We start from the raw sequence: 15944 nt of genomic DNA, 5'->3' as shown, positions 1-15944 counted from the left end.
GTCTTAACCCAGCTTGCCCGAAAGCCCTTCCCAGCCTTCACGCAGGTTGCTTAAAATCAGCATCACTTCATCGATTTTCTCCGCCGACAGCTCGCCGCTGGCCTCATACAAGCGATACACGCAGTGGTCATAGAGACGTGAAAGATTCACCACCAGCTCGCCGCCGGTTTCAAACTCCAGCGAGCTAGTGAGCGCGTTGAGAATGTCGATGCATTTGTTGATGCTCTGAGCTTTCTTTTCGAAACGCCGCCCTTCAATGTGGCTTTTGGCCCGCTCCAGCTCGTCGAGAAGCCCGGCGAACAGCACCAGCACCAGTTCAAGCGGAGAGGCCGCCGCGGTACGTGCCGCGAGATCGACCTCTTTGTATTGCGAATAACCATCCTGTACTTCATACATCTTTAGGGATATTCCTTATGAATTACGCAAATGCCGCCATGCTGGCTTTCATGGTGTACACCTCAACCAGCGTGTTGGTGTACTCCTCCAGATAACGGTCGTAGTTGGCGTTATAGGTATCGGTAAGCTGATCACCTTCGTCCTGAATTTTGCTCATCTGATCGTCAATGTTCTGCTGGCGCAGGGTGATGATGCCGTTGCTGGAGTCCGTATAGGTGTCGATCAGGTCATCCATCTTCGCCACCATGCTGTTATCGCCGACGAAAATAGACGTCAGACCGTCAGGATTTTTCGCCATTTCGTCGTTGAACTGGTCGGAGTCGATCTGTAAGTGGCCGTGAGAATCGAGGGTGATGCCATAATCCACAATCGACACGCCGTTGTAGCTGGCGTGGGCGATGTCATCGAGCTGGTTCGCCAGTGAACTGAGTCCGGCGTCGCCCGCAAACCCCCCGGCGCTGCTACTGTCATCACCGTGGGTGGTCAGTGAATCAACCGTATCAATCAGCGAGTTATAGGCATCAACAAAGGTCTGTACTTTCTCCTGACTGGCGCTGGAATCTTCGCTGATGTTAAAGGTGGTGAGATCGCTGTCAGAATCGCTGACTTCGGTGAAAGTCATGGTGACGCCGGGGATCACATCATCAAACGTATTGCTGCTATTGGTAATGGCGGGTCCGGTAGCGCTGCCGAGATGAATAATCGCGTCCTGGGCGGAGGAAACATCTGTGGGAACGGGCGCGCTGGCGCTGTCGTTGCTGGCGTCATGTCCCGTTACGCTCACCGAAAACGCGCTCTGCGCCCCGGTGCTATCCGAGGTAAGCATAATCGTGGTGGTGCCGTCGGTCTTCACCAATGCCGCCGAAACGCCTGGATTGTCATCGGAGTCGTTAATTGCGTTCACCAGCTCGCTGGCGTCGATAAAACCGTCGCCGTCACCGTTCTGATCCGCCGCCGACAGATCAATATCCATGGTGCTGTCGCCCATCGTCATTTCGAAGGTGCCGGTGGCGGAAAAGGCGTCGTCGCCCATACTGAACGTGGTCTGCTGCCCCTGCGCCAATTGCTCAACGAAAAATGAGTAGCTTCCCGCCTGCGCCTGCGAGTTAGCGGAAACGGTCGCCGAGTCATTATTGCTGGAAGCGGCAAAAGTCACAGGGCCATCGGTATCGCTGTTCAGCGCGTCGACGGCGCTCTGGAAATCGCTCAACGCCGAGCTGAGCGAGTCCAGGCCGCTGCTTTCAGCATCCAGCTCACTCTGCTTCTCCTGCAAATTTGTCGCCTGAGTGGCGACATCGGCATAAGCAATTTCTTGGGCAATGGTTCTTGGGTTGATCATTGATGACTCCGGATAACGATGTCAGGTTATTGGCAAAAGGCGTGCCAATATTTTTTATGTGAATAATCAATAGATTGAAAAATGAGGCGGAAAGGCCATTTCCGGTCTGGCGGAAAACAGCCTGCCGCAAAAAGCACAACACCGCCCGCAGGCGGTGTTGTTCGTAGGCCGGATAAGGCGTTTACGCCGCATCCGGCAATCGGTGCACAACGCCTGATGCGACGCTGACGCGTCTTATCAGGCCTACGAGTCCGCACATGTTTTTATGCTTGTGCCCGTTCGTAGGCCGGATAAGGCGTTCACGCCGCATCCGGCAATCGGTGCTGATGACAAACGTAACACTGCCTGATGCTCTGCGCTTATCAGGCCTACAAGGTTTCTGCAATATATTGAATTTGCAATATTTTGTAGGCCGGATAAGGCGTTCACGCCGCATCCGGCAATCCGCGTTACTGCAGCAGGCTGGAAACCATGCTGGACATGCTGTTGGACTGTTTCAGCATGGTGATGCCAGTCTGCATCAACACCTGCTGTTTGGTCATGTTGGACGCTTCCGTCGCGTAGTCGGTATCCATGATGTTACCGATAGCGACTTCGGTGTTGTCCTGCATACTGGTCAGGTTGTTGGCGGTATCGTTCAGACGGTTGATAGACGCACCCAGCTTGGACTGGATCTGAGAAACATCATCCATCGCGGTAGAAATGCTGGTGATCATCTGGTTAGCCGAGCCAGATGCGGTCAGTTCAGTACCGCCAGACACGCCAGCAGTCCCTGTGGTGTCTGCCTGATCCGCGCTAAAGGAGTTGCTGATAGCAGAAAGATCCGTCACCAGCGTATTCAGTTGGCTTGAAATATTCACGGTCATGGTATCAGAAGATTCCGCACCCACCTGGAAAGTTACCGCGCTCTGGAACAAGCCGTCAGTACCGGTGTTGCTGGTGCCGGAAACACCGAACAGGTTGGTGCCGCCGTAGGTGGTGTTTTGCAGCATGTCAGACATCTGCTGACCCAGTTCGTCGTATTCGTCCTGCATCGCCTGCAGGTCGTCGTCGCTGTAGGTGCCGTTCGCAGCCTGAGTGGAGAGGTCTTTCATACGACCCAGTACATCAGACATTTCGTCAAACATGCTGTCGGCAGTTTGCAGCATCGCGGTGGCATCATTAATGTTGCTCAGCGCCACGCCCATACCGCTGGACTGTGCAGTCAGACGGTTAGCAATCTGTTTGCCCGCTGCGTCATCGGCTGAAGAGTTAATACGGTTACCAGTCGCAAGGCGTTCCATAGAAGTAGAAAGAGAAGAGCTACTTTTGCTGATTGCGTTAACGGCGGCCATTGATGCGTTATTGGTATTCATAGATAACATGATACTGCTCCTTGGGATTAATCGTTTTCATTTCGATACCCTGTAAAAACGACACCCCACGAGCAAACTTAAAATGACTATAAAAAAATTTTCAGTCTCTTTTATCGGATGCCACTTTTAGCTAAAAAAAACAGAATCAAAATTCAGATAAAAAGATTATTAGCAATATATGCCACATGGCCAGGTGACAAAACATGTCAGCCTCAACTGCTTGTTATCACTCAGATTACCATCAGAAAAATTGATTATTACCCAACGAACTGATGCCAAAATTTACATTGCGTTGCAAATAACACACATTTTACTATTGTGACTCGCCATCCATTTCGTTACATTCTCACGCCATATAGAGATTAAGAATAATCCTATCACCATTAAATTATTAATTATCACGCAGTAAAATCATCTTCTCAAGGATGTATAAGACTCTGCTTAATGCAGCGGACTATCAGGAAACATTTATCCCTTGCTAAGGTAAACTCAACCATGAGTATTATTATCAACAACTGGCGGATGGACCCGTCGCTTAATGCCTTAATACATTGCGAAACGGGTGAAACACGTCGTCTCGGCGAATATCATTTTATTTTGCTGGAAACATTAGCAAAAAATGCCGATGCGGTTTTATCGCGATCTTATTTATGTGCCGAAGTATGGAAGAACCGTATTGTCGGCGGTAACAGCCTGCCGACGGCGATCCACGCTCTGCGCGTTGCTATCGACGATGATGGCAAACAACAGAACATTATTAAAACCATTCCTAAAAAAGGTTATCTGTGCAATAAAGAGTATGTGTCTTTACCGGAGTCATCGCCTGCGGAAGCGCAGATTATTACCGACCAGATACAGGAAACTGTGCCAGAAGAAATATCTTCGACAACACCGCCTTTACCTGGTAGAAAAAAACATAAAGGACTGATGGAGTTAGCGTTGGCCGCAGCTGTTATATTTATTGGCTCGACCGTGGGTTACTCTCACATGAAAAGCACACCTGACGCTCCGCAACTGGTAAAAGAATCCGTTAATAGTCCAAGAATAAAAATATTTCATCTAACTTCTGGAAAAGAAAATAATTCCGCACCGTTACTGTCACAAACCCTCGCACCAGGAAAAGACAAACTCGATAATTTATTGTCAGCGCATAATATGACCATGACAACTTATTATAAATATGTTCGTAACCGACTGGAGAGTGATATTGTTCTGCGCAACCAGTGCAACGGTAGCTGGCAATTAACCTTTAATGTGGAAAGCTGGCAGAATAGCGATATTAATCGCACGATGTATCAGAATTTAGAGAAGTTGTTAAATACTGTTCAGAAATGCTGATGAGTGCCAATATATGCCGGATGCGACGCTAAACGCGTCTTATCCGGCCTACAGATAATTACCCCAATAAATTCCTCACCGTCTGGCTGGAAATTCGTGCCTGACCATTCACCGCCTGTAATAACACCTGATAATTATGATTGGCGCTGTCCAGCGCACCGCCAAGGTTTTCCGATGCCCGTACCGCATTCTCTGCATCGGGGAAACGGGACATCCCATCAATTAACTGCCGTGCTTTTTCCTGCTGCACCGCCATCTGCGCGCGCTGCTGATTAATGTTTTCTAACATGCGAGAAATCCCCGCTCCACCCTGTTGCAGGCTTTGCGTTAAACGCTCGGCCTCAGAGGGTTCGGCAAAAGTTTTCAGCGGCATAAACGCCGATTTATCGCCATCGGTGCGCACGCTTAAGGTGCTTTCAATGTTGAGCCACTGTTTTTCGGTCGTGGAGAAACTGATGCCGTCCGCTTGCTGATGCATCTGCACACCCACGCGGCGCAGAGCGTTGGTCAGCCGTGTCTGATACTGCCCGGCGCTGTCATCCTCTGACAGCATCACCGCCGAAAGCTGGGTCTGCCGCCCGTCAGAGACGCTGAACATGCGCGTTCCCGGCGTGGGGTTGTGTACGAGATTAGCCAGATCCGGCGAGTGAAAGGTCACCCGCGTTTCCCCCAGCAACACCGGCTGTAACTGGCGGTCCACCGTACCGCCGGAAAGTGCGGTGCGTTTGTCCAGCATCTGCATCAGCGCCGTACTCTGCGCCTGCCCACCCTTACGCTGGCTATGACGATAATCGAGCAACTGCTGCTCCAGTTGCCCGAGATAGTGATCCGCCTGCTGCAACGTGGTGAGCTGATCGTTAAGCTGCACGCTGTAACGCTGCGGGCGAGTGGTAATCAGCGGCGAGGCCGGATATTCACTCGCCGTCGCCGGGAGCTTTTGCCGCACCGCCTGAGTGGGCGCAACGGTTGACGACGATACCGCAGAGCTATGCGCCCCACCGGTGGCGAGTGATGAAGATGTAAGTCCGACCTGCATACTGTTCCTGAAAGAGTTAGAGAACGCTGAACAAATTCAACTCACTCACTTTCGAGTAAGTCTTGAGGGTAGCTTCCATTGCCACTTCCAGTCCGGTAAAGGTGATCGACGCCGGGCCGTAATCGAGATCCTGTAAAGAGCCAATCAACTCATCATTCGAAGTAGAGATATCCGTCTGCGCATCGCTCAACATCGACATGGTGTTCTGCGTCTCGCCAAGCGACGCAATGGAGGCGTTGAGGTCGTTCGAGGCGGTGTCCACCACATCCACGGCATTCTGAATATCGCTCTGCACCTGCGGATCTGCCGGGTCAACGTCCGGGTTTTGCAGCTCCTGCGACAGGGAGTTCAGCGTGTTGAGCACGTCTAAATTGCTGCCGAAGAAATCACTCGCCGCCTCGTTGGTATCCACTTCCACGCCGTTCGACACGGTAGTCTGGCGGTGGTCGCTGTTACCCTGATAGCTGTAGCTGTCGGTCACGCCGTCGCCATCATCGTCCACAGCCACAATCGGCGGCTGATCGTTGATAGTGCCGCCAAACACGTAATGCCCGTCTTCGTCCTGATAGTTCAGCGCCGCGACCATTGATTCGGTGAGCGACTCAATATCCTGCCCGAGGCTTGCGAGCGAGTCGGCGGTATTGGTGCCATTCGCCGCTTCCAGCAAGTCGTCGCGTACCGCCAGCAGGCTGTTGTTGACGCCATCGAGAATCGACTCCTGCTGGCTTAAGCCCGCCGACGCGGAGTCGATATTGCTCTGATACTGCTCAATCGCTGACTGCTGGCGGTTTAACTGCGTGATGCGCGTGGCGGCGATTGGGTCGTCCGACGGCTGCAAAATCTGCTTGCCGGTTGCCATTTGCTCGACCACATGCGCCAGGTCGCCGGAGAGATTATTAAAACTTTGCGTCATCGAGACGTAGGTTTGTTGGGTAGTTACTCGCATTTTCGCGCTCCCGCTTAGCTGCACATTTCCAGCACCGAATCGAAAATCTCGGCCCCGGCGGAAATGACTTTCAGATTGGCTTCATAAATTTGTTGATAGGTGATCAGGTTCACCGCTTCTTCGTCCATGCTGACGCCGCTGACGCTACTCTGCTGGTTTTGCGCTGCGGAATAGACATTGGACGCGGCGGTCACTTCGGTCTGATTTTGCTGACTGTAAATGCCGATATTGCTGATGATTGACGAGCACGCCTGCCCTACCGTCACGCTGCCAAGGTTGTCGATTTCCAGCGGTTCGCTGGAGATATTGATCAGCGCCTGGAGGTTATCGCTGTTACCGCTTTCGTCCGGTGAACTGGAAAACGCCAGCTCGTCGGCGGTGATATCCGGGTTCACGGTCAGCGGGCCATCGGCATTGCTGGCATCGTAAATAAACAGCGGCTCGCCGGGGTTACCGTTGAGATCGTAGCCCTGTGCCAGTTGGTTATTGACCGCATCGGCAAACTGTGACGCCATGCTGTTGATAGTGTCGGTCAGCGGCGTCAGCACATCGTTTTGATAATCAAACAGTGCGCCTAAAGAACCGCCGGTGTCGGTGGTCATCGTCGAGGTGGTTCCGGCGAAGGTCAGCGACATAGTCGGCGTGCCATCGGCATTGGTTTCCAGCGCGATGGTTGAGCTTTGCTGCCCGCTTACCAGCGGCTGACCGTTTTGCAGGGTGACGTTGTAGTTGCCCTGGTCATCGATATTGACCTGCACATCCATCATTCCGCTGAGTTCTTCCACCATCTGGTCACGGGCGTCGTACAGCGCGGAGGCGTTATCGCCGTTGGCTTCGGCCTGGGCGATTTGCTGGTTATAGCTGGCGATGCCGCTGGTGAGCGTATTGATTTGCGACACCATCGCCTGCTGCTGGCTGATGATTTCCGTGCTTTGCGAGTCGACGTAATCCAGCGTGTTATCAATACGCAACGACAGCGCCCCGGCTTCGCTGATCACCTGCTCGCGCAGGGCAGAATCATCGGGGCTGGTGGTCGCTTCGTTAAGGGCGGCGAAAAAGTTATCGAAGCCGCCGCTCAGGCTGCTGTTATCGTCGCTCAATACGGCTTCCAGTTGGCTAAGATACCCCTGCTGGGTGCTGTAATAGCCGTAATCGCTGGCGGCATACCACACCTGATTCACCTGATACTGGTTAGAGACGCGGCGAATGCTGTCCACCTGTACGCCGTTACCGGCGCTGTTCGGCGAACCACCGCTGGCACCGATGGTGCTGATCTCCGCCACCTGACGGGTATAGCCTGTGGTCATGGCGTTAGCGGTGTTTTGCGCCGTGACGTTCAGCTCCACCTGCGCGGTTGAGGCGCCGCAGTAGCCAATGTTAATCATGTCCATGTTGGATCCTTACCGGTAAATCGTGCCGGTTAAAAGCGGCGTTAGGTTGTGGATTCTTAAGTTCCGTAAACCGGGTGCCAAACGCCGGATGCGGCGTACATACGGGCGCAAACATAAAAATATGTGCGAACTCGTAGGCCTGATAAGACGCGACAGCGTCGCATCAGGCACCGAACGCCGGATGCGGCGTGAACGCCTTATCCGGCCTACATACGGGCGCAAGCATAAAAATATGTGCGGACTCGTAGGCCTGATAAGACGCGTCAGCGTCGCATCAGGCACCGAACGTCGGGGCCTCATTTATGCCTGGGCGACAACTGCTTCACAATCATCGCCGCGATCCCAATCCCGTGCTGCTGCGCCAGCGTGTTACACAACTCATCGTCATAAAACCCCTGCATCATGCGCACCGAATCGCTGTTAAATGGGTTATCTTTCGAATCAAACAACTCGTTGGTTTTACGCATCTCTTTCAGCATGTTGCGTAAAAAAATCGCCTCAAACTGTTCGGCGGCCTGCTTGATATCATTGGCCTGAACTTTCGGCCCCATTAACGCGTCGCTGCCGTCAATCCCACCGCTGCCATTCACTTTCATCAGATCACCTCCAGGTCGGCATCCAGCGCGCCCGCCTCATGCAGCGCCTGCAAAATCGACATAATGTCATCCGGCGTCGCGCCTAAGCTGTTTAGTGCATTCACCAGCGTTTTCAGGCTGCTCGACTCCGGCAAACTCACCACGCCAGGGCGCGCATGATTCACCGCGATATTGCTCTGCGGCGTTACCGCCGTGCGCCCGCCCGCAAAGGCATTCGGCTGGCTGACGTTGCTGGTTTCGTTAATCGAGACGGTCAAACTGCCGTGCGACACTGCCGCCGCGTGCAGCGCGATACCGTCGCCCATCACCACCGTGCCGGTGCGCGAGTTAAACACCACGCGGGCGCGGATTTTCTCCGCCTGCACCTGCACATCGTCCAGTTGCGACATAAACGCCACCCGCGCGCCGGGACTGGTGGGCGCGCGCACGGTAACGTTGGTGGAACTCTGCGCGGTGGCAATACCACCAAACGAGGCGTTGATCGCTGCCGCAATGTTGTTGGCATCCTTAAATGACGGGCGTTTCAGGTTGAGGGTGATGGTGTCGCCCATCTGAAAGTCGCTGGGGATCTCGCGCTCCACCGTCGCGCCGTTGGGAATTAACCCGGCGGTTGGCGTATTAACCGTTACGCTGGAACCGCTGGCCCCGGTGGCATTCATCCCGCCCACCACCACGCTACCCTGCGCCAGGGCATAAACTTCGCCATCTGCACCGTGCAACTGGGTCAACAACAAAGTACCGCCGCGAATACTTTTGGCATCGCCAATCGACGAAACGGTGACATCAATGGTCTGCCCGCGCGAGTACATCGGCGGCAGCGTGGCGCTCACCGCCACCGCGGCGACGTTTTTCACCTTCGGGTCGATTTTATTCGGCAGCTGCACGCCAAACTGGCGCAGCATATTGGTGATGGTCTGGTTGGTGAATTTGACCTGGTTTTTATCGCCAGTGCCGTCAAGGCCGACCACCAGGCTGTAGCCGACCAGTTGGTTTTCGCGCACGCCCTGCACGTTAACCAACGACTCCAGCGATTGCGCCAGCGCCACGCCGGGCAGCGCCAGGCTTACGGCTACCACCACCGTTTTTATCCAGTTTTGCATTGCACTCTCCGGCATTAAATCGGGAACAGAGGATGGTTAAACAACCGCGTCAGCCAGCCTGCGGCGTTGGCGTCGCTTAACGCGCCGCGTCCGGCATAGGAGATGCGGGCGTCGGCGATCCGCTGGGAGGAGACCGAGTTGTCGTTCTGGATATCATCGGCGCGTACCAGGCCGCTTAAACGGATGTACTCATCGCCCTGGTTGAGGGTGAGCCATTTCTCGCCGCGAATTTCCAGAATGCCGTTGGGCTGCACCGCATGGACGGAAACGGTAATCTCCCCGCGCAGGCTATTCTGCTGCTGGGAGGTGGCGCTGCCGTCAAAGTCGCGGTTGGCGTCGATGGAACCGGAAAGATTATTTTTAGTGTGACCGAATACCGTTGGCGCGGTGATATCGACGCTGTTGCTTTTGCCGAAGTTGGTTTTCGCCTGTTTGCTCGACTGGGTCGATTCTTCGAGGATCACCGTCAGGATATCGCCCACGCGGTAAGCTCGTCGGTCGGCGGTGAGCGACCAGTTGTAGCCGGTTTCAAACACGCCCCCGGCACGGCCGTCTGCCGGAGGCGGCGCTTCGGTTTTCGGTGGCGCAAAGTATGCGTCGTCTTTTTTGACCAGAATGGCCTGCGATTCACACCCGTTAAGCAGGGGAAGCAGCGCCACCAGCCAGAGATAATTTTTCACGTTCTACCTGTTTAAATACAGTGAGTTATGTGCTCTTGTAGGTCGGATAAGACGCGTCAGCGTCGCATCCGACATTTCGCCTTACAGCGTCTGGCTGATGTACTGCAACATATCGTCCGCTGCCGACACCATTTTGGCGTTCATCTCGTACGCGCGTTGCACCGTAATCATCGCTACCATTTCGTTAACGATATCCACGTTCGAGCCTTCCAGCGCGTTGTCCTGTAAGGTGCCAAGCCCATCTTCGCCCGGTACACCTTCGGTCGGCTGACCGCTGGCGGCGGTTTCCAGATAAAGGTTGTCCCCTTCGGCAGAAAGCCCTGCCGGGTTAGCGAAGTTCACCAGCGTCAGTTGCCCTAACTCGGTCACATCGCTGTCGCCGGGTAAGATCGCCGTCACCGTGCCATCTTCACCAAACGCGACGCTGGTCGCCCCCGCCGGAACGTCGATTTCCGGCTGTAATGGCAAGCCCTGCGAGTTGGTCAGCACGCCGTCGGCGTTCACCTGCAAATTGCCGTCGCGGGTATAGGCGATATCGCCATTAGCCTTTTGCACCTGCAAAAATCCCTGCCCCATAATGGCGACATTCATCGCGTTGTCGGTGGTTTCGACGTTGCCTTCGGTAAAGGTTTTCTGCGTACCGACAATGCGCACGCCGCTACCGAATTGCAGCCCGGTTGGCATGATATTGTTCTGGTCGAGCATCGCGCCCGGCGCTTCCTGGGTCTGGTAGAACAGATCCTGAAACATCACCCGGTCGCGCTTGAAGCCGGTGGTGTTAACGTTGGCGATGTTGTTGGCAATCGCGCTCATTTCAGCATCCTGCGCCGAGAGGCCAGTTTTGCTAATCCATAGTGCTGCGTTCATGGTGGTAAATTCCGTGTTGTTTTTTGCCGCCGATTGCCGGATGCGGCGTGAACGCCTTATCCGGCCTACGGTTTGGGCACAGACTTGTAGGCCTGATAAGACGCAAAGCGTCGCATCAGGCACCACCGCATAACTGCCGGATGCGGCGTGAGCGCCTTATCCGGCCTACGATTTGGGCACAAGCTTGTAGGCCTGATAAGACGCAAAGCGTCGCATCAGGCACCGCCGCATAACTGCCGGATGCGGCATGAATGCCTTATCCGGCCTACGGTTTGGGCACAGACTTGTAGGCCTGATAAGACGCAAAGCGTCGCATCAGGCACCGCCGCACAACTGCCGGATGCGGCGTGAACGCCTTATCCGGCCTACGATGTACGGTTACGAGCCGCGCAATAAGCGGTTGCCCGCGTCGCTGATATCTTCGGCGGTTTTCATCATTTTGATCTGCGCTTCAAACTGGCGGTTCATGGCGATGGACGACATCATTTCGCTCACCGCCGAGACATTGCTGCCTTCGAGAAAACCGCCGCTGACTTTGATGTTTTCATCGCGCTGGGCCGGAACGCCATCGGCAGTCACCAGCATCCCTTCGCCGTTTTTCGCCAGGTCAGAAACCGGAATATCCACCAGCTTCAGGCGGTCGATATCCATCGTCGCGGTCACGTCGCCGTCATCGGGCGTCACCGACAGCGTGCCGTCGCTGCCAAACGAGGCGATGGCGTTCGGCGGCAGAATGATCGGCCCGTTATCCCCCAGCACCAGATTGCCGTCGATGGTCAGTTGCCCCTGGTCGTCCTGCTGAATGTTGCCGTTGCGGGTATAGACTTCGTTGCCGTTTTTATCCTGCACCGCAATGTAACCCGCGCCCTGAATCGCCACGTCCAGCGGGCGTTCGGTTTTCTCCGCCACGCCGGTGCTGTCATTCACGCCGCTGGCCCCTTCCTGCGCCATATAGCGCGTGTCGAAGCCGCCGCCTTTCACCTTGTCGTTGGTCGCCATCGCCATATCAGCACGAAAACCGTTGGTGTTGACGTTCGCCAGGTTGTTGGCGCTAATTTGCTGCTCGTACAAAGTCTGAGAAGCCCCGCTCAGGGCGGTATAAATCAGGCGGTCCATTACATTGCCTGGAACAGCGCGTCATCGAGCTGCGTGCTGGTGGCGATGACTTTGGTGTTGGCCTGATAGTTACGCTGGGCAGTCATCAGGTTGACCAGCTCGCTGGTGATATCGACGTTAGAGCTTTCAAGCGCACCTGACGTGAGCGTGCCGCAGGTGCCGGAGCCGGGAACGCCAATCAGCGGCGTACCCGATTCCCCGGTTTGTACCCACGCGGTGCCGCTCACCGCTTGCAGGCCGTCATCGTTGGGGAACGTTGCCAGCACCACCTGCCCCTGCAACATCCGCTCGCCGTTGCTGTAAGTGGCGTAAACTTTGCCATCGCCATCAACCTGGACACCGTTTTGCGTTGCGGAGGCGTAGCCGTTGGCGGAGTTGGTGGTGACTGAGAAGTCCGAGCCGTATTGCGTACAGGTGGAGTAATCGACGGTTAAATCAATGGGCGCGGCGGCGTCAGTCTGAAACTCAATGGTCTGCGGCGTGGTTGGTGAAGTCAGCTTCCCGGTGTTCGGGTCGAAGGTTAATGTCGTCGCCGGAACGCCGGTCTGCTGCTGACCGTCGAAGGTGTACTGCACTTCCCAGGTGTTGTCGCTGGTTTTGGTGAAGTACTGGCATACCGAGTGTTCGTTGCCTAACGAGTCATATACCGTGGTGGTGTAGCTGTCGGTATACGAGCTGCTGTTGGTCGGGTCGAACGGTACGGTGGTGCGATCGATAGCCACGTCGCTGGCGTTGAAGTTGGCGGTAAAGGTCAGGCTGCTGCTGGCCTGCGCCGGAATATTGCCGGTTTTGATCTGGATATCGGTGACTGTACCGGTTTGCAGGGTGCCGCTGTCATCGACCGGATAGCCCTGCAAATAAGCGCCTGAGGCGTTAACGATATAGCCGTTTTTGTCGGTTTCAAACGATCCGGCGCGAGTATAAGAAATGTTGCCCGCGCTGTCGCAGGTAACAAAAAAGCCATCGTCGTTAATCGCCAGATCCAGCGCGTTGCCTGTCGACACCAGCGAACCGCCGCGCGAAATACTCTGCGCGGTGCCTGCCACGCTGACGCCCATCGCCTGGCTTCCGGCATACATGGCTGAAAACTGAGTGGTCATCGACTTATAGCCCACCGTTCCGGCGTTGGCGATGTTGTTACTGATCCCGTCCAGCTGTTCGTTAACGGCATTCAGCCCCGTTGCGGCAATTTCATAACTCATTGTTTCGTCCTGTTAATTCAAATTTTTGGCAGCGTGCTCGTTGTTTTGCCGGATGCGGCGTGAACGCCTTATCCGGCCTACGAACGGGTGCAAACATAAAAATATGCGCGAACTCGTAGGCCTGATAAGACGCGTTAAGCGTCGCATCAGGCATCTTGCACCGAACGCCGGATGCGGCGTGAACGCCTTATCCGGCCTACAAAACCATGCAGATTCAATACATTGCAGTTTCATGTAGGCCTGATAAGCGAAGCGCATCAGGCAATTTGGCACCGGTCATCACGCCACATCACTGTCGGTATCGGGTACGCCAAACTGGCTAATCATGGTGAACGGCACTTCGCCCACGCCTGCAACGTTGAGCACCGGAGAGCTACCGTCGAGCGGGATGCGCACATCTTCCACTTCGCCGGAGACTTCAATCGGCACCTCTTCTTCCCCGGTGTTGGTCACCACCGAGACGTCGTAATCGCCAGGCGGGATGCCGTAATCAGCCGGATTAATCGAGAAATCCACCTGCCCTGGCCCGACGGACGAACTCCCTTCCGGGATTAGCGACACCGTGTAGTCATCACCTGCGGCATCGGTAAAGTGGAGATCGGCGGTGGTACAGGCGTCGTCCAGTGTGGCGCGACCGTTAATGGTCTGATCGCTCACCTGCAAAGCGGTGGTCTGTACCATAATGTCGTCGCCCACCAGGTTGCCGAGCGCCATCACCTGAATGTTGCTCATCAGCACCGCATTGGTGTTGGCCTGCACGCTCATCTCTTCCATCATCGCCACCTGCGCCATCGACGAAAGCTGGTCGATATATTCGGTGGCGTCGGTCGGGTCAGTCGGGTCCTGGTTTTGGATCTCCGCGACAAACAGCGTCAGAAAAGTATCGACGGGCGAGCTATCGCTGCTGCTTGTCGTGTCGCTGGCCGCCACGTTATTGCTTTCCGCCGTGGCGGTCGGCTGCGGCGATTGCGCATTCAGCGCCAGGGTATTCATCAGGCTTCTCCCAGTTTCAGCAGGCTTTGCTGCATACTTTTCACGTTGTTGAGCACATCGACGTTGGTTTCGAAATCGCGTGATGCCGACATCATGTCCGCCATCTGTTCCACCACGTTGACGTCGGGATACCAGACATCGCCGTTGGCATCCGCCAGCGGCGAATGCGGTTCATAGCGTTTCAGCGCCCCGCCGGTTTGCAGCACGTCCTGCACCTGCACGCTGGCGCCGTCAATGGCATGACGATGCGTTCCCGCCAGCAAACTGTGGTGATACACCGCGGCAAACACCGGGCTACGCGCTTTATACGCCTGCGCCTCGCTGCTGGCGGGCGCATTGGCATTCGCCAGGTTACTGGCGACGGTATTCAGACGCAGCGTTTGCGCCGTCATCGCCGAGCCGGAAATCTGATAGATATCAGTAAATGACATGCTTATTTCCCTTCAATGGCCTCTCTGATACCGCTGATTTGCAGATTCAGAAAGGTCAGACTGCTTTGATAATCCATACTATTTTGTGAAAACCGCGCCTGTTCGCTGTTCAGTTCCACGGTGTTACCATCTTCCGACGGCTGCATCGGCACGCGGTACTGCACATCCACCGCCGCGTTATTTGCCCGTTGCATCTCCCTGGCAAAATCAATATCTTTAGCCTTGAAATTTGGCGTATCGACATTCGCCAGATTCGCAGTCAGTAGCTCGGTCCTCTCAAGACGTAACTTCACTGCCTGCGGATGCACTCCCAATGCTTGTTGAAAACTGATCCCCATTTCTTGCGTCACTCCTGCTTCAATCCGCATACGCTAAGCAATTGCCGTGCCATTTTTTAAGTGACTGAAGAGAAAGGGTTTATGAGTATTCAATTTTGCAAGCGGAAGATGTTCTTCCTCCTGGCGCTGGCCTTACCGGGCTACGCCGCCGTCCATCCCGTGCAACATAGCGCGCGGGAACAAGTCAACGCCCAGGCGCTCAGCACCGCCAGCCAGCAGATTGAATCGCTGGCACAACAGCGGCAGTGGCATGACTATCGCTACACCTTTAACGTCTACATTCCCTCGCAGATTGCGACCGCTGCACCCTGTGCGACTACACCCGCCGTCACGCTGACGTCGCCTGCGGACATCGCCCTCAACCGGATGAACTTCAGCGTCAGTTGCCCGCAAAGCTGGCAGATGAACGTGGCGGTGCGCCCGGATGTGCGGGTGCCGGTGGTGATGGCAAAGTCAGTGATTGCCCGCGATACGCCGCTTACGGCAAATGATGTGGAGTTGAAGCCCTACAACGTCAGCGCCCAGCGGCGGGATGTGTTGATGGATCTTGATGACGCAATTGGTTTGAGCAGTAAACACGCGTTGCAACCGGGTAAGCCCATCACCAAAGAAGAACTGGTGTCGCCGGTACTGGTCGAGCGCGATCAGCCGGTGATGATTGTTTACCAGAGCGCGGGGATCACCGCCTCGATGCCCGGCGTGGCGCTGAAAAATGGTCGTAAGGGCGAGATGGTGAAAGTGCGTAATGCCAGCAGTCAGCGAGTCATCAGCGCAATGGTGGCAGAAAGCGGCGTGGTGACGACGGTAAGCGCGGAGTAAT

General features: G+C 55.1%; 17 protein-coding genes. 2 read left to right on the top strand and 15 right to left on the bottom strand.

Features of this window, described 5'->3' with window-relative positions:
• Positions 1 to 3 precede the first annotated feature (3 nt).
• The 3 genes from fliS to lafA form a co-directional block, all read right to left on the bottom strand.
• Positions 4 to 396, bottom strand: a complete 393-nt coding sequence (gene fliS / locus FEM44_RS15960; protein WP_040100479.1) for a flagellar export chaperone FliS — start codon at positions 394 to 396, stop codon at positions 4 to 6.
• A 22-nt stretch (positions 397 to 418) separates the two neighbouring features.
• Positions 419 to 1735 (bottom strand): flagellar filament capping protein FliD, encoded by a 1317-nt coding sequence (fliD, locus tag FEM44_RS15955; RefSeq protein ID WP_135523226.1) that lies wholly within the window; start codon positions 1733 to 1735, stop codon positions 419 to 421.
• A 449-nt stretch (positions 1736 to 2184) separates the two neighbouring features.
• Entirely contained in the window at positions 2185 to 3099 is a 915-nt protein-coding gene (gene lafA / locus FEM44_RS15945) for a lateral flagellin LafA (RefSeq protein ID WP_038355499.1), read from the bottom strand.
• A 486-nt stretch (positions 3100 to 3585) separates the two neighbouring features.
• Between lafA and FEM44_RS15940 the strand changes: the two genes are divergently transcribed.
• The gene (locus tag FEM44_RS15940; RefSeq protein WP_135523227.1) at positions 3586 to 4428 is read left to right on the top strand and encodes a transcriptional regulator; all 843 of its coding nucleotides are present in this window, start codon (positions 3586 to 3588) and stop codon (positions 4426 to 4428) included.
• A 58-nt stretch (positions 4429 to 4486) separates the two neighbouring features.
• On the opposite strand, the gene FEM44_RS15935 is transcribed toward FEM44_RS15940, so the two are convergent.
• From FEM44_RS15935 to FEM44_RS15880, 12 genes are all read right to left on the bottom strand, one after another.
• On the bottom strand, positions 4487 to 5464 hold the full coding sequence (locus tag FEM44_RS15935; RefSeq protein ID WP_135523228.1) for a flagellar hook-associated protein: 978 nt from the start codon (positions 5462 to 5464) through the stop codon (positions 4487 to 4489).
• Positions 5465 to 5480: 16 nt separating this feature from the next.
• Complete coding sequence (gene flgL / locus FEM44_RS15930) at positions 5481 to 6410, bottom strand: flagellar hook-associated protein FlgL (protein ID WP_135523229.1); 930 nt, start codon at positions 6408 to 6410, stop codon at positions 5481 to 5483.
• A 14-nt stretch (positions 6411 to 6424) separates the two neighbouring features.
• Positions 6425 to 7801 carry a flagellar hook-associated protein FlgK gene (gene flgK / locus FEM44_RS15925; RefSeq protein WP_135523230.1) on the bottom strand — a complete coding sequence of 459 codons (1377 nt, stop codon included), beginning with the start codon at positions 7799 to 7801 and terminating at the stop codon, positions 6425 to 6427.
• A 296-nt stretch (positions 7802 to 8097) separates the two neighbouring features.
• Complete coding sequence (locus FEM44_RS15920) at positions 8098 to 8397, bottom strand: rod-binding protein (protein WP_135523231.1); 300 nt, start codon at positions 8395 to 8397, stop codon at positions 8098 to 8100.
• Positions 8397 to 9497, bottom strand: a complete 1101-nt coding sequence (locus tag FEM44_RS15915; RefSeq protein ID WP_059224973.1) for a flagellar basal body P-ring protein FlgI — start codon at positions 9495 to 9497, stop codon at positions 8397 to 8399. Before FEM44_RS15915 ends, FEM44_RS15920 begins: the two co-directional genes overlap by 1 nt.
• Before the next feature lie 14 nt (positions 9498 to 9511).
• Entirely contained in the window at positions 9512 to 10177 is a 666-nt protein-coding gene (flgH, locus tag FEM44_RS15910; protein WP_135523232.1) for a flagellar basal body L-ring protein FlgH, read from the bottom strand.
• 81 nt (positions 10178 to 10258) lie between these two features.
• Positions 10259 to 11044 (bottom strand): flagellar basal-body rod protein FlgG, encoded by a 786-nt coding sequence (flgG, locus tag FEM44_RS15905; protein WP_135404375.1) that lies wholly within the window; start codon positions 11042 to 11044, stop codon positions 10259 to 10261.
• A gap of 378 nt (positions 11045 to 11422) precedes the next feature.
• Entirely contained in the window at positions 11423 to 12160 is a 738-nt protein-coding gene (locus tag FEM44_RS15900) for a flagellar basal body rod protein FlgF (RefSeq protein ID WP_135523233.1), read from the bottom strand.
• Entirely contained in the window at positions 12160 to 13362 is a 1203-nt protein-coding gene (gene flgE, locus FEM44_RS15895; RefSeq protein WP_135523234.1) for a flagellar hook protein FlgE, read from the bottom strand. The genes FEM44_RS15900 and flgE overlap by 1 nt, the downstream gene beginning before the upstream one ends.
• 279 nt (positions 13363 to 13641) lie before the next feature.
• The gene (locus tag FEM44_RS15890) at positions 13642 to 14355 is read right to left on the bottom strand and encodes a flagellar hook capping FlgD N-terminal domain-containing protein (protein WP_135523235.1); all 714 of its coding nucleotides are present in this window, start codon (positions 14353 to 14355) and stop codon (positions 13642 to 13644) included.
• A complete protein-coding gene (gene flgC / locus FEM44_RS15885) occupies positions 14355 to 14786 on the bottom strand; it encodes a flagellar basal body rod protein FlgC (RefSeq protein WP_000010947.1) in 432 nt (143 codons plus the stop codon). Before flgC ends, FEM44_RS15890 begins: the two co-directional genes overlap by 1 nt.
• 2 nt (positions 14787 to 14788) lie before the next feature.
• Positions 14789 to 15124: a flagellar basal body protein gene (locus FEM44_RS15880; protein WP_000512950.1), complete on the bottom strand. Its 336-nt coding sequence runs from the start codon at positions 15122 to 15124 to the stop codon at positions 14789 to 14791.
• 81 nt (positions 15125 to 15205) lie between these two features.
• Here FEM44_RS15880 and flgA point away from each other — a divergent pair, with 81 nt between their 5' ends.
• Positions 15206 to 15943 carry a flagellar basal body P-ring formation chaperone FlgA gene (gene flgA / locus FEM44_RS15875; protein WP_135523236.1) on the top strand — a complete coding sequence of 246 codons (738 nt, stop codon included), beginning with the start codon at positions 15206 to 15208 and terminating at the stop codon, positions 15941 to 15943.
• The last annotated feature ends 1 nt before the right edge of the window (position 15944 follow it).

Origin of the sequence: Escherichia sp. E4742 (assembly GCF_005843885.1) — a bacterium.
GTDB lineage: Bacteria > Pseudomonadota > Gammaproteobacteria > Enterobacterales > Enterobacteriaceae > Escherichia.
This window is presented reverse-complemented; position numbering and strand designations above follow the sequence as displayed.